Origin of the sequence: Pseudomonas triticifolii, from assembly GCF_014358015.1 — a bacterium.
In the GTDB taxonomy this organism is placed as follows: domain Bacteria; phylum Pseudomonadota; class Gammaproteobacteria; order Pseudomonadales; family Pseudomonadaceae; genus Aquipseudomonas; species Aquipseudomonas triticifolii.
In genome coordinates, this window is sequence record NZ_JACONV010000019.1 from 1 (window position 1) to 23,354 (window position 23,354).

The following is a 23,354-nucleotide window of genomic DNA, read 5'->3' on the forward strand; positions in this document are numbered from 1 at the left end:
TCCCACAGGTTGTGGCTATTCGGTACAACCCATGTTTCTTCCACAGGTTTTAGCTATTCGGTACAACCTGTATTGCTCTCACGGGTTTTGCATTTGTTCGGGCGGATCGTGTGTATTGATCGGCTGGATAAACCCGATTTTTTGTGGGAGGCGGTTTGCCGGCGAGGCGGTTTGCCAAGCGCCACATCAGTGACTGAACCGACCCTGTCGCCGGCAAGCCGCCTCCCACAGGTTGTATCTACTGAGTACAACCTCTGTTCCCCTGCCGATACCCTGCGCCCGCGTGCTGCGGCGGGAGGCGGTCGGTGCCTTGGGGGAACAGTTTCTTGCGCAGGCTGCCGTCTTCGTACGCGGTCTTGTACGACCCTCGGCGTTGCAGCTCGGGGATCACCAGATCGATGAAGTCTTCGTAGCTTTCCGGGGTGACGATGCGGGTCAGGTTGAAGCCGTCCAGGCCGGTTTCGGCGATCCACGATTCCAGCTCGTCGGCGACCTGTTCAGGCGAGCCGATCACCGTGATGTAGCGGCCGCCCAGTGCGTGCTGATCGAGCAGCTTCTGGCGGGTCCAGTCATTATTTTTCAGGTTCCTGGTCGCCGACTGAATCGCGTTGCTCTTCACGTATTGAATGGGCTCATCCAGTTCGTACTGCGCGAAATCAATCCCGGTAGACGCCGCAAAGTGCGCCACACCTGCTTCGGCGCTGGCGTGACGGCGATACTCGGCGTATTTGTCCTGTGCCAGCGCCTGGGTCGCAGCGACGATCACGTTCAGGCCCATGAACACTTTGATGTCGTCAGGGTTGCGCCCGGCCTGCACAGCGCTGGCGCGCACCTTGTCCACCTGCTCGCGGGTCGAGGCCTTGTTCTGTCCGCTGATGAATACGCACTCGGCGTTCTGCCCGGCGAACTGCAAACCGCGCTCAGAACTGCCCGCCTGAAACAGCACCGGCGTGCGCTGTGGCGAGGGCTCACACAAGTGGTAGCCCTCGACCTGATAGAACTCGCCTGCGTGCCGCACTTTGTGAACCTTGCCAGGCTGGGCGTAGATGCGTTGCTCGCGATCATTGATCACCGCATCGTCCTCCCAACTCCCTTCCCAGAGCTTGTAGAGCACCTCCAGGTACTCGTCGGCCTGGTCGTAGCGTCGGTCGTGTTCCACCTGCTCGCTCAGGCCCATGGCCCGGGCTGCGCTGTCCAGGTAACCGGTCACGATGTTCCAGCCGACCCGGCCACGGCTCAGATGATCGAGCGTGGACATGCGTCGGGCGAACAGATAAGGCGCGTCGTACGTCAGGTTGGCGGTCAGGCCGAACCCCAGGTGTTTGGTGACACCTGCCATGGCCGAGACCAGCAGCAGCGGGTCGTTGACCGGCAACTGAATCGCTTCCTTGAGCGTGACGTCCACCGAGTTCTGATAGATGTCGTACACCCCGACGATATCGGCGATGAACAGCCCGTCGAACAGGCCGCGTTCCAGCAGCTTCGCCAGATCGGTCCAGTATTCCAGGCGGTTGAACTGTGTGGACGTATCTCGCGGGTGCGTCCACAGGCCATGGTTGATATGGCCGATGCAGTTCATGTTGAAGGCGTTGAGCAGGATCTTCTTGCGCGCCATCAGATCGTCCCCCGCAAAGGAGGGTGGGTGTCGTTGAGGTAATAGTTGCCGATGGCGTGAAATTTCCAGCGCACCGGATCGTGCAGCGTGTGTACGCGCGCATTGCGCCAGTGGCGATCCAGGCCATGTTCGGCGAGCGTCGATTGACTGCCCGCCAGTTCGAACAGCGTGCTGCCTGCCGCCAGGGAAATCTCGGTGCTGATGGCACGTGCCTCGGCCACGGCGATGGACGCGGCGGCCACGGTGTCGGCGTTGCTGTCAGCCTGAGCGCTATCCAGATACTCGCCAGCGCGTTCCAGCAAGGCCTCGGCGGCGTGCAGGCGAATGCTGAGCCTGCCGAAGCTGTGCAGGGTCAGCGGATCGTCCACGGCCTTTTCGATGCCTGAATCGATCCACGGTCGGGTGCGCGTGCGAACGAAGGTCAGCGCGTCTTCGAAGGCTGCGCGGGCGATGCCGGTGTCGATAGCCGCGTGGAGAATCTGCGCCAACGGGCCGACCGTGGTCGGGCGCTCGAAGGCGCTCTGGAAGGGCACCACGTCCTGTGGGTCTACGTACACGTTGTTGAACACCACCGAGCCGCTGCCCGTAGTGCGCTGGCCGAAACCGCTCCAGTCGTCGATGACTGTCAGGCCCGCGCTGTCGTGCGGCACGAACGCCAGTTGCTGAACCCCGTCGTCGTCGATCACCGAGGTCGGAATGCGCTGCGCATACAGCGCGCCGGTCGCGTAGAACTTGCGCCCGTTGATGCGATAGCCGCTGCCTTCACGCTTGAGGCGTGTGGTGCGGTCGTGTGCTGTTTTGGTGCCCAGTTCGGCCAGTGCATTGCCGAAACGCTGACCCGCCAGCGCTTCGGCATATAGGCGCTTTTGCTGCTGCGGGCTGCCGTTCACGCGCAGCACCTCAAGGGCATAGAAGTGGTTCTGTGGAATCTGCCCCAGGGAGCCATCGGCTTCGGAGATCAGGGCAATGACCTTGGCCAGGGTCACTGAAGATACGCCCGCGCCGCCGAAGGCTTTCGGCACGCTGATGCCCCAGAGCCCGGACTGACTGAACAGCGCCAGTTCGGCATGTGGCAAGCGTCGCTCGCGGTCACGCACGGCGCTTTCGGTCTTGAAGTATTCGGCCAGTTCGCGGGCGACCTGCAGAGCCTGGGCGTCATGGGTGATCAGCGCTGCGTGGTCGCGCGCCTGTGGATTGAAACTCATGAAAGGTGTGCTCCAGTGGTCTGGTTCAGATCCAGGAATGGCGGGCGGGCAGGGTGCCGTTCAAATGCCAGGTGCCGACGGCGTGGTATTTCCAGCGCACCGGATCGTGCAGCGTGTGGACACGTGCGTTGCGCCAGTGACGATCAAGGTTGAATTCGGCCAGCGTCGCTCGGCTGCCTGCCAGCTCGAACAGCTTTTCGCTGGCCTGCAACGAGACTTCGGTGGTCAGCACCTTGGCGCGCGCCACGGCAATGGACGCCAGGGCGGCAGACTGTTCGTCGATGGGCGCGGCGCTGACCTCGTCCAGAATCTGTCCTGCCTTGCGCAACAAGGCCTCAGCCGCGTGCAGTTCGAGTTTGAGCTTGCCGATATCGGCGATCACATACAGATCGTCGCTGGCACGCTCGACCTTGGCGTCGATCCACGGCCTGGAGCGATCCCGGACAAAGGCGATGGCATCGTCGATCGCGCCGCGTGCGATGCCTGCATCGATGGCGGCCTGAATCAGCTGCGATACGGCACCCTGAATGTTGGGCGTCAAAGACAGGCGCCAGTTGGCGACCACGTGCTCGGCCTCGACCGGTACGCTATCGAGCAGTACGGTGCCGCTGGCCGTGGTGCGTTGGCCAAAGCCTGACCAGTCATTGACGATGCGCAGGCCCGGCGTGCCGCGTTTGACGAACGCCATGACCTGGCGGCCTTCGTCGTCCAGTGCCTTGACGGCGACCCAGTGGGCGAAGAGCGCGCCGGTGGAGTAAAACTTCTGGCCGCTGATCGCGAAGTGGTCATCGTTGGCGGTGATTCGGGCTTTAAGGTCCAGGGTGTTTTTGGTGCCGCGCTCAGGCCCGGCATTACCGATGCGCCAGCCGTCCAGCACGCTTTTGAATAGCGCTTTCTTCTGCTGTTCGCTGGCGGTGCCTTGCAGCAAATGAAGGATGCCGAACTGATTCTGCGGGATTTGTCCGAGTGCAGGATCGGCCGCCGAGATGATCCGGAACACCTCGGCAACCGTGACGAACGATACCTGTGGGCCGCCATAAGCCCGCGGGACGGAAATGCTGCCCAGCCCGCTGTGCGTGAACTGTTCGATTTCCTGCCAGGGCAACAAGCGCTCCTGATCACGCCTGGATGCTTGAGCCTTTGCTGCCGCAGCCAGTGCATGGGCGGCAGCAATCGCTTGGGCATCATTGTGCAATACCTTGGCAGGCAACAAGCGGGGGGCAACGTCATGCTCTTGTGGAGCCTGCGCAACCCGTGTGTCATCCACAAGGGGTAGTGTGAAAGTGACCATCGAAACCTCGTAGCAATAGACCGCATGGGGTGCGGCTGAATACATCACGATGTCCGGTGGTCCGGTGTATATACCCTAAGCTTGTATAAAGAATTTTAAAACGTTCATTTTGGAATAAGCATAGATTGGCAATGACGGGTCGTAAAACGCGTGCCTGTCGTTACGCTCATTGGCTTCCACTCCACTCATTTGATGGGCCACGGGTTATAAACCCACGGTAACTTTGCGCGGTACGCTAAAACAATCCGGATTAATTCATGAGGTATTAATTAATTATTGAGTGCCAAAGAACGTTCTGCGCTGCATTCGCCGTTCAGTGGTTTTTGTCGTTATGTCAGTTGTGGGAAAACGGTCGGGTTGTCATGGCGCGATGACGCCCAAGGGCGGAATAGTTAGTTCGCGTGGCGGTGCCCACAGTGAGTTGTTCCCGACTCGGTCGATCACGCAATACGTGACTTCAAGTTGTTGGTCGCCGGCTTCCATGATCAGCGCTGGCGGAACGACCAGGTCGATCGCTTCGCCGATATCTTCCTGGGTCAGAGGCGGCAGGTCCATGCGTAGATCGCCCCAGCGCACGGTAATTTCGTCATGGGCCGCCATGTTCATGTAGGGCTCGATAGCCATTGGCAATCCGCCATCCAGATGCCTTTTGGTCAGGCCGCGACGCAGCACCGACGGTGCCACGTAAAGCGGCGCCAGGCCCTGATTTTCCTCCGCGTTGGGGCTGAGCAGGCGTCCCCCGGGTGGATTGAGTTTTACCCACAGCTTGCGGCACGCCGACGTCACGGGCAGTCCGCCCACTTTCATGACCCTGTAGTAAGTACGCGCCTTGCCGTTCTGTAGAAAGCTTTCAGGTACACGTAGGACGATATCCGTTCCAACGTCAGGCGGGGTTAGAATTTTTGACGCAACGTAACAGCCATCCCAGAACAGTTCGATCAGGTCGCCTTCGTCCATGTCGTCATAGGCAGTGATGTGCACGTTGAGGCTGGACGCTGCCCTGACGCCGACGCCATGCCGGCTGGCCTGCGGTACACAAGGGGCCGAGAGCTTTGCGCAGTCGTTTTTGAAAGAGGTCTGGTTCATGTCGGGTACTCCAGAATAGGGGAGGTTCAAGTAAGAATTCGTCACACGGTGTCATGTTTAATTAAAATAAGACTCAAAACAGGCAGGTGGATAAGTACCGCAAAATTCCAAGGTATGGCAAACATTACAAAGTGTCGAAATTGGAGGCTTGAAAGTTTGTCAGGTACTCAAGTGCCTTGTTTCAGGCGAGCTAATTAGCTTTGCTCGCGTGTGTCAATATACGGCTGCTGTTGAGTCGCTGTTTTCTGAAAAATTAGATGCTTCCTACAAATGATATTCGGAACCGTTTACTTGGCCGGCATCAACTGTCCTACCACAAGAAATCGATAAAGCGATGCTGTGCTCATGCTGAGCAGGTTCAGGCGAACGGGCTTATCGGAAGGCGTATTAATCGGTGCGCAGCGTCGCTATCAATGTGACGGAACGTCGTTTTCACCGTTTTATTATTTAGATCGGTTGGCGAAGTAGAGGACGTGAATCAGCGAATATCCTGATTGATCAATCCTTTTTGAAATGTAAAACAAAAAAAGGCAGCACCCGGAAGGTGCTGCCTTTTGGAAGCAGGTCGTAGGATCAGGCCCTGATTCGTTCCAGAAATTGCCGCGTCCGTTCCTCTTTGGGGTTGGCAAACAGTGCCTTGGCTTCGCCTTGCTCCACGATCACGCCCTTATCGATGAAGATCACGCGATTGGCAACCTCGCGTGCAAAGCTCATCTCATGGGTGACGATGACCATGGTGCGGTTCTCTTCAGCGAGCGCCTTTATGGTGGTCAGCACTTCGCCCACCAGTTCCGGGTCGAGTGCCGAGGTGGGTTCGTCGAACAGAATCACCTGGGGCTCCATGGCCAGCGCTCTGGCAATCGCCACACGCTGTTGCTGGCCACCAGAAAGCCTGCGAGGGTAAGCGTCTTCCTTGCCCGCCAGTCCCACTTTGGCCAACAGCTTTCGACCCAGTGCCAGTGCGCTTTCGCGAGCTACTTTCTTGACCACTACCGGGCCTTCGATGACGTTCTCAAGCGCGGTGCGGTGTGGAAACAGATTGAAGTTCTGAAACACAAACCCGACCTGCTGACGCAACTGGCGGATAAGGCCCTGTTGCTGATTCATGGAGCGAGTGCCGTCGATGGTGATGTCGCCAACCGTGATACTGCCGCTGGTCGGGGTTTCCAGCAGATTCAGGCACCGCAGCAAGGTCGTCTTGCCTGAGCCGCTTGGCCCGATGATGGCCACGACTTCTCCGGCTTCGATACGCAGATCGATGCCCTTGAGCACGGCATTGCCCTTGAATTCCTTGGTGAGTTTTTCAACCACGATCATGCTTCAGGACTCCAGGTCATGCCGGTTGACCCGCGCTTCCAGCTTGTTCTGCAGGTGCGAGAGCGCCGTGGCAAGGATCCAGTAGATCAGTGCGGCGGCCAGGTACATGGTGAAAATTTCAAAGGTACGGGCCGTGATCAACTGCGCCTGACGGAACAGCTCTGGCACCTGAATGGTGGCGGCCAGCGCCGTGTCCTTGACCAGCGAAATGAAGCTGTTGCCCAGTGGCGGCAAGGCCGTGCGGGCCGCTTGCGGCAGGATCGCACGGCGCATGGTCTGCCAGCGGGTCATGCCGATACTGGCAGCGGCTTCCCACTGACCGCGTTCTACCGAACCAATGGCCGCACGCAGGATTTCGCAGGCATAAGCGCCCATGTTCAGCGAAAAGCCGATCAGCGCTGCCGTCAGGGGATCCAGTTCGATGCCCAGTTCCGGCAGGCCGTAATAGATCATGAACAGCTGCACCAGCAGGGGCGTGCCACGGAAAAACGATACGTAGATACGCGCAATCCAGCTCAGTGGCTTGAAGCGCGACAGACGCATCAGTGCCAGACCGAAGCCCAGCAGCAAACCAAAGAACATACCGCCCAGGCTCAGGAAGACCGTGTAGTACGCGCCCTTGAGCAGAAAGGGCGCGGAATCCAGCGCGAGCTTTAGGCTCTCTTCAATCATTTGGTCACGTCAGCCTTGAAGTACTTTTGCGACAGCTTGGCCAGTGTGCCGTCGGCACGCAGGTTGTCGATGGCCTTGTTGATCGCCGCCAGCAGTTCCGGCTCGCCCTTGCGCAGCGCGACGCCCGATTCCTGGCGGGAGAAGGGTTCACCGGTCACTGCCAGGGTGTCTTTGGTCTTGGCGACCAGTTCCAGTGCGGCCAGGCGATCCACCAGAATCGCGTCGATACGGCCGATACGCAGGTCCTGATATTTGGTCGGATCATCGTCGTAAGTCTTGACGATTGCGGTCGGCACATTGGCCTTTAGCCATTGCTCGTAGTTGGTGCCCAGACCCACGCCGACTTTCTTGCCGCTCAGGTCCTGCGCGGTCTTGATGCTGTCTTTGGTCTTTTCCTTGTTGATCAGCGCCTGAATACCGGAAATGGTGTAGGGCTCAGAAAAGTCGTACTTCTTCTTGCGCTCGTCGGAGATGGTGACCTGGTTGATGACGACGTCCAGGCGCTTGGACTCCAGCGACGCGAGAATGCCATCCCATTTGGTCGGCTGAATCTTGGCCTTCACACCCAGCTCTTTGGCCAGCGCTTCGGAGAACTCGACCTCAAAGCCTGTCAGCTTGCCGTTCTCGTCCACGAAACTGAACGGCGGATACGTGCCCTCCAGGCCTACATTCAGGGTGCCGCTGTCCTTGATTTTCTGCAGTTGCTCGCCAGCCATGGCGTGTCCAGCAATACCGGTTCCGAGCATCAGGCTCAGGGCCGAGAAGAGAAACGTGCGACGAATGGCGGAAATGTTCATGCGAGCCTCTTGTTGTGTAAGTGCCGGGTTATTTTCAGACCAGGCGGACGCGACGGGGTGCTGTGAATTCAGCTTTTTTTCAGTGAGTTACGCCGGAAGCTGTGCTGCCGGGCGCCACTATAAGGCCATCCAGTTATGAACAAAAATAACTAAAAAAGCGCGTTGCTTTCTTTTTCGGCATAACCCTAACGCTTGTCATGCCCTCAATGGGCAAACACATCCGGGTAGGCAAACAGCGCGGGTGCGCCGCCGGTGTGCAGGAAGATCAGCGGGCCGTCGTTGAAGCGCTGCCGACCGATACCGTCCAGCAAACCTGCCATCGCCTTGCCGGTGTAGACGGGGTCTAGCAGCAGACCTTCGTGACCCGCCACAAGTTTGATTGCAGAGAGTGTGCCAGCATTTGGTTCGCCATAGCGCGGAGCGAAGTACTCGTCCCACAGTTCGACCTTGAAACGCTGTGGCAGCGGGATTTCCAGCAGCTCGGCCGTGCGTTCTGCCAGGCCTTGAACCTTGGGCAATTGCGCTTCTTCGCTGCGTGAAACGGTCACACCGATGACCGGCAGGTCCGGCAGCTCGCTGGCCAGGGCCAGCGCCAGACCGCTGTGGGTGCCAGCGCTTCCCGAGGCCAGTACGACGGCGGCGAAGTCGATGCCGGTCTGCTTGATCTGCTCGGCTAGTTCCAGCCCTGCGCGTACGTAACCCAGTGCGCCGACCGGGTTTGAGCCGCCGATGGGCACCAGATAAGGTTTCTTGCCGCTACTGCGCAGACGAGCGGCCAGCGCGTGCAGTTGCTCATCGGCGTTATCGAGGTTTTCCACCAGTTCTACTTTGGCGTCGAACAGCTCCAGCAGCAGGCGATTGCCGTTGTGCAGGTAGTTGGCATCGTCGGTGCCGATAGGGTTTTCCAGCAGGGCCACGCAGCCCAGACCCAGACGAGCGGCCAGTGCGGCGGTTTGACGTACGTGATTGGACTGGATCGCGCCCGCCGTGATCAGGGTGTCCGCCCCCTGTGCCAGCGCGTCGGCGGCCAGGTATTCCAGCTTGCGGACCTTGTTGCCGCCCAGCGCCAGGGTCGTGGTGTCATCGCGTTTGACGTAGATGTCGCGGCCTGCCCAGCTCGACAAACGGTCGAGTTTTTCCAGAGCCGTGGGGGCGTTGATCAGGTCCAGGCGGTTGAAGCGGGCCAGCTGATTTTTGATCATGGTGGTAGTAAGCCGTTCAGAGAATGAGCGGACTATAGGCAGACGTTTCCTGCACGGCAACCCATCGGGGTTTATGCTCCACTCAGCCGTTTCGCACAAAAATTGTTATTTTTTCCACTTGAATGTTTGCCGTAGAGTGATATCAGCAGCGACCGGTAGTGTCGGGTCGCCATCGTCAAGACCAAGGAGAGTTCAGCGTGAGCGATATTCCAGAAGCATCCGCCGACGGCCGTTCCAGCCATTGGCAGTTGCAGCGTATCGTCAGCCAGTTGCGCACCGCGCGTGAGGACTGGCGTACGCGCAACCGACGCGTGAGCGGTGAGCATGGCGGTCGTGAGCTGCCGTCGCGTGCGGCCATGGGCGAGATTCTCGAAGCCTTGAGCGGCGCGCTGTTTCCGATGCGTCTCGGGCCGGTTGACCTGCGTGAAGAGAGCGAGGACTTCTACGTCGGCCATACGCTGGACGTGGCGCTCAATGCGCTGCTGGCGCAGGCGCGGCTTGAACTGCGTTACGTGGCCCATCAACAGGGCAAGGCGCTGGCGGGGATCGACGAGCATGCGCTGGTGCTGATTCAGGATTTCGCCACGGCTCTGCCGGGCATTCGTCAGTTGCTCGACACCGACGTGCTGGCGGCTTACCACGGCGACCCGGCGGCGCGCAGTGTCGACGAGGTGCTGTTGTGCTATCCGGGCATTCTGGCGGTGATTCACCATCGACTGGCGCATCACTTGTACCGCGCAGGCTTGCCACTGCTGGCGCGCATCAGTTCCGAGCTGGCGCACTCGGCAACCGGCATCGACATTCACCCCGGCGCGCAGATCGGCCCGAGCTTTTTCATTGATCACGGCACTGGCGTGGTGATCGGTGAGACCGCCATCATCGGTGAGCGGGTGCGGATCTATCAGGCCGTAACCCTGGGCGCCAAGCGCTTCCCCGCCGATGAAGACGGCCAGTTGCAGAAGGGCCATGCGCGGCATCCGATCGTGGAAGACGACGTGGTGATCTACGCCGGTGCGACCATTCTGGGCCGCATCACCATCGGCCAGGGCTCGACCATCGGCGGCAACGTCTGGCTGACCCGCAGCGTCCCGGCTGGCTGCAACCTGACCCAGGCCAACCTGCTGCAGCAACAGGATGACGGGACGCAGAAGTAATCGATGGTGTCGCGCCGATCAGCGTCGCACTGGGGGATCGTGCCCGGCGCTGGTCTATGGCGTCAGCGCCGGCCTTTTCGCGAGCAAGCTCGCTCCCACTTGTCGTACCAAGGAGCGAACACGTGTGACTGAACGGACTTTGGGAGCGGACTTGTCCGCGAAGGGGCCCGTACATTCACTGAAGATGTGGTGCCTGATCCTCTGCCTTCGCGAGCAAGCTCGCTCCCACTTGTTGTACCGAAGAGCGAACATGTGTGACTGAACAGACTGTGGGAGCGGACTTGTCCGCGAAGGGGCCCGTACATTCACTGAAGATGTGGTGCCTGATCCTCTGCCTTCGCGGGCAAGCTCGCTCACTCTTCAGTGTTTTTATGCGAGACAGTCAGCGGAAAAGATGAAGCAGATCCTCACTGTTAATTCATCGCCTCGCACCCGGGAACGATCCCCACGCGCGCACGTCATACCCAAGCCTGAGCAAGCATTCACAGCCCCGCGATTCGTGTTTGCGGGCGTTTTCATGCTTAAATTGAACGTTCATTCAAGTTAAACCGGTGGTTCGCTGCCCGCTCACAACAGGAGGCTAACCCTTGCCGTATGCGTTTTTTGTAGTGGTTTCAATCAGTCCGGAGGCATGCAGCCGATGAGTACTCCGAGTACGCAACCCAGCGGTACGGTCCGCATGAACGCTCCAGTGTTTTACTTCGCTGCGAGCTTTATCCTGATATTCGGCGTCATTGTGATCGCCTTCCCCCAAGCCTCCGGTGCATGGCTGCTGGCGGCACAGAACTGGGCGGCCAACACGGTCGGCTGGTACTACATGCTGGCCATGACGCTGTATCTGCTCTTCGTGGTGGTCACCGCCGTATCTGGCTACGGCAAGATCAAGCTCGGTGCCGACCACGACGAGCCCGAATTCAGCTATCTGTCTTGGGCCGGGATGCTGTTCGCGGCGGGCATCAGTATTACGCTGTTTTTCTTCTGCGTATCAGAACCCCTGACGCACCTTTTGCAACCGCCGCAGGGCGAAGGCGGCACCACCGAGGCGGCGCGGCAGGGCATGCAGTTGCTCTTTCTGCACTGGGGCCTGCATGGCTGGGGCGTGTTTGCCTTTGTCGGCATGGCGCTGGCTTATTTCGCCTATCGCCACAACCTGCCACTGGCGCTGCGTTCGGCGCTGTATCCGCTGATCGGCAAGCGGATCAACGGTCCCATCGGTTATGCGGTGGACGGCTTCGGCATCATCGCGACCATCTTTGGCCTTGGGGCCGACATGGGCTTCGGGGTGCTGCACCTGAATTCGGGTCTGGACTACCTGTTTGGCGTTGCTCATACGCACTGGATTCAGGTCGGCCTGATCACGTTGATGATGGGCGCTGCGATTCTGGTCGCCATCGCGGGCGTGGACAAAGGCGTGCGCGTCATGTCCGACATCAACATGCTGCTGGCCTGTGCGCTGCTGCTGTTCGTGCTGTTCGCCGGTCCCACCCAACACTTGCTCAACACGCTGGTGCAGAACATCGGTGACTACCTGGGCGCGCTGCCGACCAAGAGTTTTGATGTGTACGCCTACGATAAGCCGAGCGACTGGCTGGGCGGCTGGACCGTGTTCTACTGGGCCTGGTGGATTGCCTGGTCGCCGTTCGTGGGGCTGTTCATCGCGCGTATTTCCCGTGGCCGCACCATCCGCGAATTCGTCTTCGGCGTGCTGCTGATCCCGCTGGGCTTCACCCTGGCCTGGATGTCGATCTTCGGCAACAGCGCCATCGATCAGGTACTCAACCACGGCATGACCGCGCTGGGCCAGTCAGCCATCGACGATCCTTCGATGACCCTGTACCTGCTGCTGGAAACCTATCCGTGGAGCCGGACTGTGATTGCCGTGACGGTGTTCATCAGCTTCGTGTTCTTTGTCACCTCTGCTGACTCGGGCACCGTGGTGCTGTCGACACTGTCGGCCAAGGGCGGCAACCCGGACGAAGACGGCCCGAAATGGCTGCGTGTGTTCTGGGGCGTGGCAACAGCGCTGATCACCAGCGGGCTGCTGTTCTCGGGCAGTATCGATGCGTTGAAATCAGCGGTGGTGCTGACTTCGCTGCCGTTCTCGCTGATCCTGCTGTTGATGATGTGGGGGCTGCACAAGGCGTTCTTCATGGAGTCCCAGCGTCAGATCGCGCAGTTGTACTCGCTGGCTCCGGTGTCGGGCTCACGACGTGGCGGCTGGCGTCAGCGCTTGAGCCAGGCCGTGCATTATCCGTCGCGAGATGAGGTGTATCGCTTCCTCGATCAGACCGTACGCCCGGCCATTGAGGATGTGACGGCGGTGTTCATGGAGAAAGGCTTGAACGTGGTCAACGTGCCCGATCCGTCCAACGACTCGGTGACGCTGGAAATCGGCCATGGCGAGGAGCGTCCGTTCATCTACCAGGTGCAGATGAAAGGCTTCTTCACCCCCTCGTTCGCCCGTGGCGGCATGGGTTCCAAACAACTGAACAACCGCCGCTACTACCGCGCCGAGGTTCACTTGAGTGAAGGCAGTCAGGATTACGACCTGGTCGGCTACACCAAGGAACAAGTGATCAACGACGTGCTCGACCAGTACGAGCGGCATATGCAGTTCCTGCATATGGTGCGTTGATCAGGTGGACCTTAATGTGAGGCGCAGCGTCACGGGCTCAATCCCCACGTGCGTGGGGACGATCAGATACGGCAGTCGCCGACTGAATGCTTGGGGGCGCTGAACAAAGCCGGGCTGACCTTCAAGGGTGTCCAGCCGATCTACCTGACGGCTGCCGATCCCCTGAGCCGCTCGCAGCGCGCCGAGAGCATCCAGATTCTGGCGCGCAGCATGGGCTTGTCCGAAGCGGTGATCACTCAGTATCTTGATCATCGCGCTACATCGCCGAGCCTGCCCATCACGCCGGAAATCGTGCGTGCGCAGCAGGCGACCGCTGATCTGTTTTACGACAACCACCTGGTGCCCAAGCGGGTCGATATCCAGCAGGCCGTGTGGAACAGGCCTTGAGTGTCCCCCTGACAAGAGAGGATTCAATGACGTATATCGCTGCCGAACATCGCTACAACGACATGCCTTATCGCCGTACCGGCCGCAGTGGGCTGGTCCTGCCGGCGCTGTCGCTGGGCCTGTGGCACAACTTCGGTGACAGCACACCTATCGACACCCAGCGCGCCATGCTGCGCACGGCGTTCGATCTGGGCATCAACCATTTCGACCTGGCCAACAACTATGGCCCGCCCTATGGCAGCGCCGAGATCAACTTCGGCCGTCTGCTGCGCGAAGACTTCAAGCAGTACCGCGACGAGCTGATCATCTCTAGCAAGGCGGGCTGGGACATGTGGCCGGGGCCTTATGGGCAGGGCGGTGGTTCGCGCAAATACGTGCTGGCCAGCCTCGACCAAAGCCTGCAGCGCATGGGGCTGGATTACGTTGATATTTTCTATTCGCACCGCTTTGACCCGGATACGCCGCTGGAAGAAACCGCCAGCGCACTGGCCGCTGCTGTGCAGCAGGGCAAGGCGCTGTACATCGGCATCTCGTCCTATTCCGGTGCCAAGACCCGGGAAATGGCCGCGCTGCTCAAAGAGTGGAAAGTGCCGTTGCTGATTCACCAGCCGGCCTACAACCTGCTCAATCGCTGGGTCGAGAAAGACCTGCTCGATGCGACGGAAGAGCTGGGCGCGGGTGTGATTGCCTTTACGGCGCTGGCCCAAGGGTTGCTGTCGGACAAGTACCTTAATGGCGTGCCCAAGGATGCGCGGGTCAATCGTCCGGGCGGCGGTTCGTTGCAGGCCTCGCACCTGTCCGAGCAGAACATTGCCCACGTGCGTGCGTTGAATGAAATCGCCCAGCGTCGCGGCCAGAGCCTGGCGCAAATGGCCCTGGCCTGGACACTGCGCGACCCACGCGTGACGTCAGCGCTGATTGGTGCCAGCCGTCCCGAGCAAATCATCGAGAACGTCGGTGCCCTGAAAAACCTGTCGTTCAGTCAAGACGAACTGACCGAGATCGACAGCTTTGCGGTGGAAGGCGGTATCAACCTGTGGGAGAAACCTTCGCTGGCTGAGTGATTTGAGCTGGATCTTTCCCACGCTCTGCACAAATCCCGTTGGGCGAATATAAAGCCCGTGGGACGCGGCTTGCCGGCGATACGTTTTTCAGTCACCCCGTGAGTGACTGGCCTGACGCTATCGCCGGCAAGGTTTGCATTTATCCAGTAAGCCTTGCGTATGACGCCGAGCGTACTGTGTGGGCACGATCGGCGTTCAGACAGGTCGGTCAGCCTTCCTCACCCTCGTCGTCATCCCCACCATCGACCTTCATGCCCAGCTCCTTGATCTTGCGGGTCAAGGTGTTGCGGCCCCAGCCCAGCAGCACGGCGGCGTCGCGGCGGCGGCCGGCGGTGTGCTTGAGGGCGGTTTCGATCATGATGCGTTCGAACGTCGGCACAGCGCTGTCCAGCAGGCTGGACTGACCGCGCGACAGGGCCTGATCTGCCCACTGACGCAGGGCCTGTTCCCAGTTGGTGACCGGCGCGGCGTCCTGCGGCAGGCTGAGCAGTTCAGGCGGCAGGTCGCTGATGTGCACTTCACGACCCGAGGCCATGACCGTGATCCAGCGGCAGGTGTTTTCCAGCTGACGCACGTTGCCCGGCCAGGGCAGGTGCTTGAGGTATTCCTCGGTCTCGGCCTTCAGCAGTTTCGGCTCGACCGCCAGCTCTTGTGCCGCACGGCTCAGGAAGTGGCGGGCCAGGGTCGGGATGTCTTCGCGACGGTCCGACATGCGCGGGATGTGAATGCGGATCACGTTCAGGCGGTGGAACAAGTCCTCACGGAACTTGCCGGCCTGCACGAGGGTTTCCAGATTCTGGTGGGTCGCGGCGATGATGCGCACATCGACCTTGACCGGCGTGTGACCGCCGACCCGATAGAACTCGCCGTCTGCCAGCACTCGCAGCAGACGGGTCTGGGTATCGGCAGGCATGTCGCCGATTTCATCAAGAAACAGCGTACCGCCATCAGCCTGTTCGAAACGACCACGACGCAGGTTGGCTGCGCCGGTAAACGCGCCTTTCTCGTGGCCGAAGAGTTCGGACTCCATCAAGTCCTTGGGGATCGCCGCCATGTTCAGCGCAATGAACGGCGAGGCCGAACGCGGGCTATGGCGATGCAGGGCGTGGGCAACCAGCTCTTTACCGGTGCCTGATTCACCATTGATCAACACGGTGATGTTGGAGTGGCTCAAACGCCCGATGGCGCGAAACACTTCCTGCATCGCGGGCGCTTCGCCGATGATTTCAGGTGTGCGGGTCAGGGTCGGCGCGACATCCAGACCTTGCTGTTCCTGAGCGTGCTGGTTGGCACGCTTGACCAGCGAGACGGCTTCATCGACATCGAACGGCTTGGGCAGGTACTCGAACGCGCCGCCCTGATACGACGCCACGGCGCTGTCCAGGTCCGAATGAGCGGTCATGATGATGACCGGCAGGCGCGGGTGCTGTTCGCGAATGCGCGCCAGCAGGTCCAGGCCGCTGGCACCCGGCATGCGGATGTCGGAAATGATCACGTCCGGTTGCTGACGCGCCAGGCGACTCATCACCCCATCGGCGCTGTCGAAGCTTTGTGTGGTCATGCCTTCCTGCTGCAAGGCCTTTTCCAGTACCCAGCGAATGGAACGATCGTCGTCTACGATCCAGACAGTTTCACTACGGCTCATGTCGAAGCTGCTCCTTGTTCCAGCGGCAGGAAGATCGAAAATGTGGTGTGGCCGGGATGGCTGTCACACTCGATCAGGCCCTGGTGCTGGCTGATGATGTTCTGGGTAATGGCCAGACCAAGCCCTGTGCCATCCGGGCGGCCACTGACCATGGGGTAGAAAATGGTTTCCTGAAGCTCGGCCGGAATGCCCGGACCGTTGTCGATGATTTCGATCTTGCTCACCAGCCTGTGGCGCACGTGGCCGATGGTGAACTGCCGCATGGCGCGGGTGCGCATGGTGATGCGGCCCAGGCGCAATTCGTTCTGGCCGCTGATGGCCTGCATGGCGTTGCGCACGATATTGAGCACGGCCTGAATCATCTGCTCGCGGTCGATCAATACATCCGGAATGCTCGGGTCATAGTCGCGCACCAGTGTGATGCATCCCTGGCTCTCGGCTTCGACCAGGCTGCACACCCGTTCGAGCACTTCATGCACGTTGGTCATGGCCAGCGAAGGCAGTTTGTTGGAGCCCAGCATGCGGTCCACGAGGTTACGCAACCGGTCGGCTTCCTCGATGATGACGTTGGTGTAGTCCTTGAGGCTTTCTTCGGGCAGTTCGCGCGCCAGCAGCTGTGCGGCGCCACGAATCCCGCCCAGCGGATTCTTTATTTCATGGGCCAGGCCACGTACCAGCATCTTGGTGGTTTCCTGCTTGGACAACTGAGCCTCCTCCTTGGTGATGCGCAACAGGCGATCACGAGGGTGGACTTCAAGCAGCAGCAGGGTTTCGCCTTTGCTGAGGATCGGCGTCACGGCGTAGTCGACGGTCAGGGTCTGGCCGGTCAGCGCGGTAAGCATTGCTTCACGTTTGGTAAACGGGTGCGCCTGTTCGACAGCCTGACGAAGGGAACTCAGTGCTTCGGCCGACTCGGTGAACAGTTCGCTGATGAATTGCCCATGGCTGCGCTGCCCGCTGATGGCGAGCAGCATCTCGGCTGCCGGGTTCATGTACTCAAGGCGCAGGTCGGCGTTGAGCAGAATGGTTGCAGTGGTCAGGTTGTCCAGTAACAGTCTGTGCAGCGCGTCGCTGATAGTCATGAATCGTGTTGACCTCTTTTGGCACATGGCAATCGCGCTATGCAGGTGCTTGTCGGCGTAAGCAAAGCCACCATTACGGTGCGTGACGGGGTGCTATGCCTGAGAAGTTGCAAAAACCAAACCAAGGCTCCGAAAAGAAGCGCTTTCTCTGCAAAACAGCTGCTTTTTCCGAAATCGTGCCCGCATACGGCGCTGACTCAGGGGCACTTCTGAACCAAAGTGGGCTGTATTGTTGCGCGGATGCACAACATGCGCACCAAAAAGGTGCTTTGACACAGGCCATCTCTTTTCAAGTACCTGACTGCTGGAAAATGCCGGGGTCTGCCTCTGTGCGGAGGGCGCGGGAGCTTTTGCAGATCGCGTTTTTATATACCGCATGCGCAGGCCTTGCTGCAGGTTCCCGGCAGATCGCCGGCAAGCCGCCTCCCGCGGTGTGTGATGTTCAGTGGCGAGGACGGTTTCAGAAGAACGGCAGAATGCTGCTTTCGGGCTTGGGTTTGTCCTTGAGCGGGCATTCCAGGCGAACGCCGTACTCTTCAGGTTTGCACGGGTTGGTGGCGCGCTTTTGAGCCAGCGTGACGCGCTGCAGGTGAAAGGGCTGGTTGGGCGTCTTTTCCAGAACTCGCCCCATCGTGTCGAAAATCTCGACAGACAGCTGATGGGTGCCTCGGTCGATGTTGCTCAGCGGGAAGACGGGGCTGCGGCCAGGCTGGCCGACAGGTACGCCGTCCAGCAGCAGGCGATAGCTGTGACCGGGTTGCAGAACCGGGTCGCTGCTAACGGTCACGATCAGGTCGCCGCTGGGGCTGCTGATCGTGGCGTCAGGCTCGGGCACCAGCACCCGCAATAACTGATACTGAAAGACCGCAGGCGGTTTGCTCTCTGCAGGCTTGGCTTTAAGCGTTCGGGTCGGCGGGGTGCCAGTCATGTTATTGCTGGGCGGGATGTCGACACGCTTGGCGTTCTTGCGCGGCTGGTCGGTGAACACCCGATTGCCGTTTGCGTCGATGTAGGTGTAGACGTCTGCCAGTGCTGGCAGTGCGAGCAGCAGTGACAGCGTTATCAGCAGCAGGCTGCGCATCTTCATGGCTTGCCGAGGTGGACGCGTTGCACGGTCAGGGTAATGGTCTGGCTTTGCTGAATGATGCGCTCGCCGTCCTTCACCACCACCGCGAAGCTGTGCTCGCCGCGATCAATGTTCATCACCTGAAAACGGGGCAGGTTGGTGGCTTGCCCATACAGGTTGCCGTCCAGCAACAGTTGCAGGCGATGGTTCTGTTGCAGGCGCGGCTGGATTTTCACCCCAATGATGAAAGAGCCGTTGTTGGCACGTAACGCTTCATCGGTGGGCAGGTCGGTCAGCTCCAGCGTGCTGTAGGCATCCTGGGGTTGTGACGGGGCACTGGTCGGTTGCGGCGCGGTGTTCATGATCGGTCTGGCAGGGGCCTGTGTCTCGACGCTGTTGAGTGGCGGTAATTCCACGACCTCGGTCTTGATGCCATTGGGTGGTTGATTGCTGAAGGCCGTGTTGCCATTCGCATCGGTGTACTTATAGATCTGCGCCATCGCAGGCAGGCTGATCAATAGGAACAGGCAAATGAGGCTTTGACGCATGAGGCTCTCGACAGCAAAGGGCAAAGGTCACCAGCATAGAACACTTCGCCCTGTGTCGTGCAGGCGGGCTTACAGTTTCGTGGTGCACAGGTCTGCCGTGGCCAGCACCAGGGCCTGATCGTGAATCGGGTCAACCTGATAGCGCTTGAGCCCGGCATCCAGTAGCAACTGGCAGTTGCCCGACGCGCGAACCGGCTGGAAGCCTGCGTAGGCTTGCAGCAGTTCGGTCTGCAATCGGTCCAGTTTCGGGCGGATGTCGTCGACCAGGCTCTGGCGCGCTGTGTCGGGTGCTCGCCCGGCAGCATGCCACTGGGCAAGCAGTGCGTTCTGCACCGACTTGTTGGCTTCTATCTGGGCGCGGAACAGCCGCTCCACGTCATCCGGGTTCAGCTTGAACTCGACCGCACGCGCCTGGGCGGCACTGATGACCTGTTGCTCGCGAGGCGGATCTTCGACCGCCTTGCCACTGTCCCACTTGCTCAAGGCAACCTGATCGGCAAGGGTCAGGCGCTCACTGATTGCATGGAGCAGCGGCTCCAGAGCGGAAGGTTTCTGCTCAGCCGCGAAAGTGAGCCCGGAGGACATGCAGGTCAGAGTCAGCAATGAAGTGGCCAGGAGCATGCGCATGGTGACGTCCGTCTTGAAGGGGGGCGTAAAGTAAACGACATGTTCCTGGTCACGACCAGCGCTGGAGGGTGAACAAAAGTTCATGCGCCGCCAGCCATCAATTGATTTTCAGGGCTGTTGCGACAGAGGAGCCTGCGGCGTTCCCGCGTAGAACACGATCAGTTCGACTGGCTTTTTGCCGGTCTTGCCACGGTGCGGTATGCCGACCATCTCTGCCAGCGTGTCGCCTTTTTTCAGGACGATCTGTTTGCCGCTGTCCCGGGCCTCTACCGTGAGCTCCCCGGAAACCACATACGCGGCGTTCGGGATGGGGTGGGTGTGCCAGTTCAGGTGGGTTCTGGCAGGTATGTTGATTTTCAGAATCGTCAGTTCGGGCTGGCCCTGAGGATAGGCCGCATAGGGCGTGCCGTCCCAGGAAGCGGTGCTTTTGAGCAGGACTCGGGACTCGACGGCCTGCGCTTTAGGGTTGGCTATGGCATGGCCGGCCAGCAGCAGGCAGGCGGCTGCGACGAAGAGCTTGATATGCATATCGGAATAACCTCGGGGCTGGGATTTTCAGCCTCCAAGAGTGCCATCCGGATTTTTTTGCAGTCGGTAGACGTTTACCGCACGCTCATGAAAGTTTCTGGTAGCCGCAAACGAAAAGACCTCCCGAAGGAGGTCTTTCGTGTTGCGCCATCAACGTCAGCTCATCAACGCTGGCGCGACGGGATTAGCAGCTGTAGTACAGCTCGTATTCCAGTGGGTGTACGAAGGTGCGTACCTTGATTTCTTCTTCGCTTTTCAGCTCGATGTAAGCATCGATGAAGTCGTCGCTGAATACGCCGCCCTTGGTCAGGAACGCGCGGCCCTTGTCCAGCTCTTCCAGGGCTTCTTTCAGGCTGCCGCAAACTTGTGGGATCTCTTTGGCCTCTTCAGGCGGCAGGTCATACAGGTTCTTGTCAGCTGCGTCGCCAGGGTGGATCTTGTTCTGGATGCCGTCCAGGCCAGCCATCAACAGTGCAGCGAACGCCAGGTACGGGTTGGCTGCCGGGTCCGGGAAACGTGCTTCGATACGACGGCCACGTGGGCTGGAGACGTAAGGAATACGGATGGAAGCGGAGCGGTTACGTGCCGAGTAGGCCAGCATGACCGGTGCTTCGAAACCTGGGACCAGACGCTTGTAGGAGTTGGTCGACGGGTTGGTGAAGCCGTTCAGTGCCTTACCGTGCTTGATGATACCGCCGATGAAGAACAGGGCAGTGTCGGACAGGCCGGCATAGCCTTCGCCTGCGAAGGTGTTCTTGCCATCTTTGGCGATGGACATGTGGACGTGCATACCCGAACCGTTGTCGCCATACAGAGGCTTCGGCATGAAGGTAGCGGTACGGCCATAGGCATCGGCAACGTTGTGTACGCAGTATTTCAGGGTCTGAACTTCGTCAGCCTTCTTGACCAGCGTGTTGAACTTCACGCCGATTTCGTTCTGGCCAGCGGTGGCAACTTCGTGGTGGTGAACTTCCACGATCTGGCCCATTTCTTCCAGGGCGTTGCACATTGCGGTACGGATTTCGTGGTCGTGGTCGACCGGTGGAACCGGGAAGTAACCACCCTTGACGCCAGGACGGTGGCCTTTGTTGCCGCCTTCGATGTCGCCGTCGGTCATCCAGGAAGCCTGTTCAGAGAAAATCTTGAACATGGAACCGGAGATGTCGGACTTGAATTTCACTTCGTCGAAGACGAAGAACTCTGGCTCAGGACCTACGAATACGGTGTCACCGATACCGGTGGACTTCAGGTATTCCTCTGCACGGTGAGCGATGGCGCGCGGGTCGCGATCGTAGCCCTGCATGGTCGAAGGTTCGATGATGTCGCAGACCAGGATGATGGTCGGCTCTTCGGTGAACGGGTCCAGAACGGCGGTTTCGTCGTCCGGCAGCAGGATCATGTCGGAGGCTTCGATACCTTTCCAGCCAGCAATGGAGGAACCGTCGAACATTTTGCCGACTTCAAAGAAGTCATCTTCCAGCGCATCGCGCGCAGGCATCGTGACGTGCTGCTGCTTGCCCTTGGTGTCTGTGAAGCGCAGATCAATCCACTTAACGTCATGATCTTTGATGAGTTGAACCGACTTCGACATGGTGTCCTCCGGGTGGCTAGGGACCGCCTTATGGTTTTGGGCCCCTTAAATTTGGGTGATGCCGGCGCGAATACTCTGCCAAGGCAACCTGCCTCACAAGGGAGCAATTTGCATGCCAGTGCCCTGTGTTGGGTTTTTTGCCTCAAACAGGGGCTTTCAGGGCGTGAAAAAAGGTTTATCGCGGAAAATGCGCACCGTTATAGCGCTACGAAATAGTGCGGCGACTCTTTTTGGTGCATTCAAGATTGGCTGTACGATAACTGGTTAAACCTTGAGCAATTTCCGCTATAATCCGCGCCCCCCTTTTTTGGTCGGCACCTCACGCACCGTTTCCATGAAACTAATCGTTAAAGTTTTCCCAGAAATCACCATCAAAAGCCCGCCGGTGCGCAAGAAGTTTATCCGGCAACTGGGCAAGAACATTCGTACCGTGCTCCGGGAACTGGACGCGGACATTGTGGTGGGTGGCGTATGGGACAACCTTGAGGTGGAGACCCGGCTGACCGACCCCAAAGTGCTGCAGGCCATTACCGAGCGCCTGAGCTGCATGCCGGGCATCGCCAACTTCCTGCAGGTGGCCGAGTACCCGCTGGGCGACCTGGATGACATCGTTGCCAAATGCAAAACGCACTACGCCGACTTGCTGCCGGGCAAGATGTTTGCAGTGCGCTGCAGGCGTGCCGGGCGACACGATTTCAGCTCCATGGATGTCGAGAAATACGTCGGCAGTCAGTTGCGTCAGCAGTGCGGTGCGGCCGGAATCGAGCTGAAAAAGCCCGATCTGGTGGTCAGAATGGAAATTCGCGACCAACGGTTGTTTGTCGTGCATGACCAGCATAAAGGCCTTGGCGGCTATCCGCTCGGCGCGCTGGAGCAGACCCTGGTATTGATGTCCGGCGGTTTCGATTCCACCGTTGCGGCCTACCAGATCATGCGCCGCGGGCTTATGGCGCACTTCTGCTTCTTCAATCTGGGCGGTCGTGCCCACGAACTGGGCGTGATGGAAGTCGCTCATTTTATCTGGAAGAAGTACGGCAGCTCCCAGCGCGTGCTGTTTGTGAGCGTGCCTTTCGAGGAAGTTCTCGGAGAAATTCTGCAGAAAGTCGATAACAGTCATATGGGTGTAGTTTTGAAGCGTATGATGTTACGCGCCGCTTCATCCGTGGCGGATCGTCTGGAGATCGATGTGCTGGTAACCGGCGAGGCGATCTCACAGGTGTCCAGCCAGACGTTGCCCAACCTGTCGCTGATCGATTCGGCGACCGACAAGCTGGTGTTGCGGCCACTGGTTGCCAGCCACAAACAGGACATCGTGGACCTGGCGACTGAAATCGGCACTGCCGACTTCGCCCGGCACATGCCTGAGTATTGCGGGGTGATCTCGGTCAACCCCAAGACCAACGCCAAGCGGAATCGCGTTGAGTACGAAGAAAAACAGTTCGACATGGCGATTCTCGAGCAGGCGCTCGAGCGCGCAAAGCTGGTTTCGATCGATCGGGTCATCGACGATCTGAGCCGCAATGTCGATATAGAAGAAGTCAGCCAGGCGCTGGCCGGTCAGGTCGTCATCGACATCCGTCACCCGGATGCCCAGGAAGACCAGCCGCTGCAGGTGCCGGGCATTGAAGTACAAACGCTGCCGTTCTATGCACTGAACAGCCGTTTCAAGGCACTGGATAACACGCGCCAGTACCTGTTGTATTGCGACAAAGGCGTCATGAGTCGCCTGCATGCTCACCATTTGCTCAGTGAGGGGCATGCCAATGTGCGCGTTTATCGACCGAGCTAAGTGCCCGGGGCTGTTTGCCTGTGGCTTGCGTCACCGGCCCCCCGACACCAGTC

Annotated in this window: 19 protein-coding genes and 1 pseudogene; 5 read left to right on the plus strand and 15 right to left on the minus strand. The window is 59.5% G+C overall.

Annotated features, from left to right (window positions below):
- Positions 1–238: 238 nt before the first annotated feature.
- The 8 genes from H8S56_RS19535 to H8S56_RS19570 all read right to left on the minus strand — a co-directional run bounded on the left by H8S56_RS19535 (position 239) and on the right by H8S56_RS19570 (position 9,185).
- The gene (locus H8S56_RS19535) at positions 239–1,615 is read right to left on the minus strand and encodes an LLM class flavin-dependent oxidoreductase (protein WP_187519552.1); all 1,377 of its coding nucleotides are present in this window, start codon (positions 1,613–1,615) and stop codon (positions 239–241) included.
- Positions 1,615–2,820: an SfnB family sulfur acquisition oxidoreductase gene (locus H8S56_RS19540; RefSeq protein WP_187519553.1), complete on the minus strand. Its 1,206-nt coding sequence runs from the start codon at positions 2,818–2,820 to the stop codon at positions 1,615–1,617. Before H8S56_RS19540 ends, H8S56_RS19535 begins: the two co-directional genes overlap by 1 nt.
- 25 nt (positions 2,821–2,845) lie before the next feature.
- Positions 2,846–4,111, minus strand: coding sequence for an SfnB family sulfur acquisition oxidoreductase (locus H8S56_RS19545; protein WP_187519554.1), 1,266 nt, complete (start codon positions 4,109–4,111; stop codon positions 2,846–2,848).
- A gap of 360 nt (positions 4,112–4,471) precedes the next feature.
- Entirely contained in the window at positions 4,472–5,197 is a 726-nt protein-coding gene (locus H8S56_RS19550) for a hypothetical protein (RefSeq protein ID WP_187519555.1), read from the minus strand.
- Positions 5,198–5,770: 573 nt separating this feature from the next.
- Entirely contained in the window at positions 5,771–6,514 is a 744-nt protein-coding gene (gene tcyN, locus H8S56_RS19555; RefSeq protein ID WP_024685472.1) for an L-cystine ABC transporter ATP-binding protein TcyN, read from the minus strand.
- A gap of 3 nt (positions 6,515–6,517) precedes the next feature.
- Positions 6,518–7,186 carry a cystine ABC transporter permease gene (tcyL, locus tag H8S56_RS19560; protein WP_024685471.1) on the minus strand — a complete coding sequence of 223 codons (669 nt, stop codon included), beginning with the start codon at positions 7,184–7,186 and terminating at the stop codon, positions 6,518–6,520.
- Positions 7,183–7,983, minus strand: a complete 801-nt coding sequence (tcyJ, locus tag H8S56_RS19565) for a cystine ABC transporter substrate-binding protein (RefSeq protein WP_024685470.1) — start codon at positions 7,981–7,983, stop codon at positions 7,183–7,185. The genes tcyL and tcyJ overlap by 4 nt, the downstream gene beginning before the upstream one ends.
- Positions 7,984–8,186: 203 nt before the next feature.
- Complete coding sequence (locus H8S56_RS19570) at positions 8,187–9,185, minus strand: D-cysteine desulfhydrase (protein ID WP_187519556.1); 999 nt, start codon at positions 9,183–9,185, stop codon at positions 8,187–8,189.
- A gap of 197 nt (positions 9,186–9,382) precedes the next feature.
- On the opposite strand from H8S56_RS19570, the gene epsC reads away from it, so the two are divergent.
- The 4 genes and pseudogenes from epsC to mgrA all read left to right on the plus strand — a co-directional run bounded on the left by epsC (position 9,383) and on the right by mgrA (position 14,425).
- Complete coding sequence (gene epsC, locus H8S56_RS19575) at positions 9,383–10,339, plus strand: serine O-acetyltransferase EpsC (protein ID WP_024685468.1); 957 nt, start codon at positions 9,383–9,385, stop codon at positions 10,337–10,339.
- A 679-nt stretch (positions 10,340–11,018) separates the two neighbouring features.
- Complete coding sequence (gene betT, locus H8S56_RS19580) at positions 11,019–12,974, plus strand: choline transporter BetT (RefSeq protein ID WP_167525047.1); 1,956 nt, start codon at positions 11,019–11,021, stop codon at positions 12,972–12,974.
- Positions 12,975–13,118: 144 nt separating this feature from the next.
- Positions 13,119–13,361, plus strand: a pseudogene (locus H8S56_RS19585) (aliphatic sulfonate ABC transporter substrate-binding protein); the annotation flags it as partial.
- Positions 13,362–13,387: 26 nt separating this feature from the next.
- Positions 13,388–14,425: an L-glyceraldehyde 3-phosphate reductase gene (gene mgrA, locus H8S56_RS19590; protein WP_187519557.1), complete on the plus strand. Its 1,038-nt coding sequence runs from the start codon at positions 13,388–13,390 to the stop codon at positions 14,423–14,425.
- 208 nt (positions 14,426–14,633) lie between these two features.
- Here the strand turns inward: mgrA and ntrC are convergent, their stop codons facing one another.
- The 7 genes from ntrC to glnA form a co-directional block, all read right to left on the minus strand.
- Positions 14,634–16,070, minus strand: a complete 1,437-nt coding sequence (gene ntrC, locus H8S56_RS19595) for a nitrogen regulation protein NR(I) (RefSeq protein ID WP_024686097.1) — start codon at positions 16,068–16,070, stop codon at positions 14,634–14,636.
- On the minus strand, positions 16,067–17,152 hold the full coding sequence (gene glnL / locus H8S56_RS19600) for a nitrogen regulation protein NR(II) (RefSeq protein WP_024686098.1): 1,086 nt from the start codon (positions 17,150–17,152) through the stop codon (positions 16,067–16,069). The genes ntrC and glnL overlap by 4 nt, the downstream gene beginning before the upstream one ends.
- A 460-nt stretch (positions 17,153–17,612) precedes the next feature.
- The gene (locus tag H8S56_RS19605) at positions 17,613–18,239 is read right to left on the minus strand and encodes a DUF4124 domain-containing protein (protein WP_080265988.1); all 627 of its coding nucleotides are present in this window, start codon (positions 18,237–18,239) and stop codon (positions 17,613–17,615) included.
- Positions 18,236–18,766 (minus strand): DUF4124 domain-containing protein, encoded by a 531-nt coding sequence (locus tag H8S56_RS19610; RefSeq protein ID WP_050586116.1) that lies wholly within the window; start codon positions 18,764–18,766, stop codon positions 18,236–18,238. The genes H8S56_RS19605 and H8S56_RS19610 overlap by 4 nt, the downstream gene beginning before the upstream one ends.
- 69 nt (positions 18,767–18,835) lie before the next feature.
- Positions 18,836–19,393: a chorismate mutase gene (locus H8S56_RS19615; protein WP_024685746.1), complete on the minus strand. Its 558-nt coding sequence runs from the start codon at positions 19,391–19,393 to the stop codon at positions 18,836–18,838.
- Between the two features lie 108 nt (positions 19,394–19,501).
- Positions 19,502–19,921: a cupin domain-containing protein gene (locus tag H8S56_RS19620; RefSeq protein WP_024685745.1), complete on the minus strand. Its 420-nt coding sequence runs from the start codon at positions 19,919–19,921 to the stop codon at positions 19,502–19,504.
- Between the two features lie 184 nt (positions 19,922–20,105).
- Positions 20,106–21,512 (minus strand): glutamate--ammonia ligase, encoded by a 1,407-nt coding sequence (gene glnA / locus H8S56_RS19625; protein WP_024685744.1) that lies wholly within the window; start codon positions 21,510–21,512, stop codon positions 20,106–20,108.
- Positions 21,513–21,846: 334 nt separating this feature from the next.
- Here glnA and thiI point away from each other — a divergent pair, with 334 nt between their 5' ends.
- The gene (thiI, locus tag H8S56_RS19630; RefSeq protein WP_024685743.1) at positions 21,847–23,301 is read left to right on the plus strand and encodes a tRNA uracil 4-sulfurtransferase ThiI; all 1,455 of its coding nucleotides are present in this window, start codon (positions 21,847–21,849) and stop codon (positions 23,299–23,301) included.
- Positions 23,302–23,354: the final 53 nt, after the last annotated feature.

Coding starts and splice junctions, on each gene's coding strand:
- H8S56_RS19535 (WP_187519552.1), bottom strand. CDS start 1,615: ATGGCGCGCAAGAAGATCCTGCTCAACGCCTTCAACATGAACTGCATC.
- H8S56_RS19540 (WP_187519553.1), bottom strand. CDS start 2,820: ATGAGTTTCAATCCACAGGCGCGCGACCACGCAGCGCTGATCACCCAT.
- H8S56_RS19545 (WP_187519554.1), bottom strand. CDS start 4,111: ATGGTCACTTTCACACTACCCCTTGTGGATGACACACGGGTTGCGCAG.
- H8S56_RS19550 (WP_187519555.1), bottom strand. CDS start 5,197: ATGAACCAGACCTCTTTCAAAAACGACTGCGCAAAGCTCTCGGCCCCT.
- tcyN (WP_024685472.1), bottom strand. CDS start 6,514: ATGATCGTGGTTGAAAAACTCACCAAGGAATTCAAGGGCAATGCCGTG.
- tcyL (WP_024685471.1), bottom strand. CDS start 7,186: ATGATTGAAGAGAGCCTAAAGCTCGCGCTGGATTCCGCGCCCTTTCTG.
- tcyJ (WP_024685470.1), bottom strand. CDS start 7,983: ATGAACATTTCCGCCATTCGTCGCACGTTTCTCTTCTCGGCCCTGAGC.
- H8S56_RS19570 (WP_187519556.1), bottom strand. CDS start 9,185: ATGATCAAAAATCAGCTGGCCCGCTTCAACCGCCTGGACCTGATCAAC.
- betT (WP_167525047.1), top strand. CDS start 11,019: ATGAACGCTCCAGTGTTTTACTTCGCTGCGAGCTTTATCCTGATATTC.
- mgrA (WP_187519557.1), top strand. CDS start 13,388: ATGACGTATATCGCTGCCGAACATCGCTACAACGACATGCCTTATCGC.
- ntrC (WP_024686097.1), bottom strand. CDS start 16,070: ATGAGCCGTAGTGAAACTGTCTGGATCGTAGACGACGATCGTTCCATT.
- glnL (WP_024686098.1), bottom strand. CDS start 17,152: ATGACTATCAGCGACGCGCTGCACAGACTGTTACTGGACAACCTGACC.
- H8S56_RS19605 (WP_080265988.1), bottom strand. CDS start 18,239: ATGAAGATGCGCAGCCTGCTGCTGATAACGCTGTCACTGCTGCTCGCA.
- H8S56_RS19610 (WP_050586116.1), bottom strand. CDS start 18,766: ATGCGTCAAAGCCTCATTTGCCTGTTCCTATTGATCAGCCTGCCTGCG.
- H8S56_RS19615 (WP_024685746.1), bottom strand. CDS start 19,393: ATGCGCATGCTCCTGGCCACTTCATTGCTGACTCTGACCTGCATGTCC.
- H8S56_RS19620 (WP_024685745.1), bottom strand. CDS start 19,921: ATGCATATCAAGCTCTTCGTCGCAGCCGCCTGCCTGCTGCTGGCCGGC.
- glnA (WP_024685744.1), bottom strand. CDS start 21,512: ATGTCGAAGTCGGTTCAACTCATCAAAGATCATGACGTTAAGTGGATT.
- thiI (WP_024685743.1), top strand. CDS start 21,847: ATGAAACTAATCGTTAAAGTTTTCCCAGAAATCACCATCAAAAGCCCG.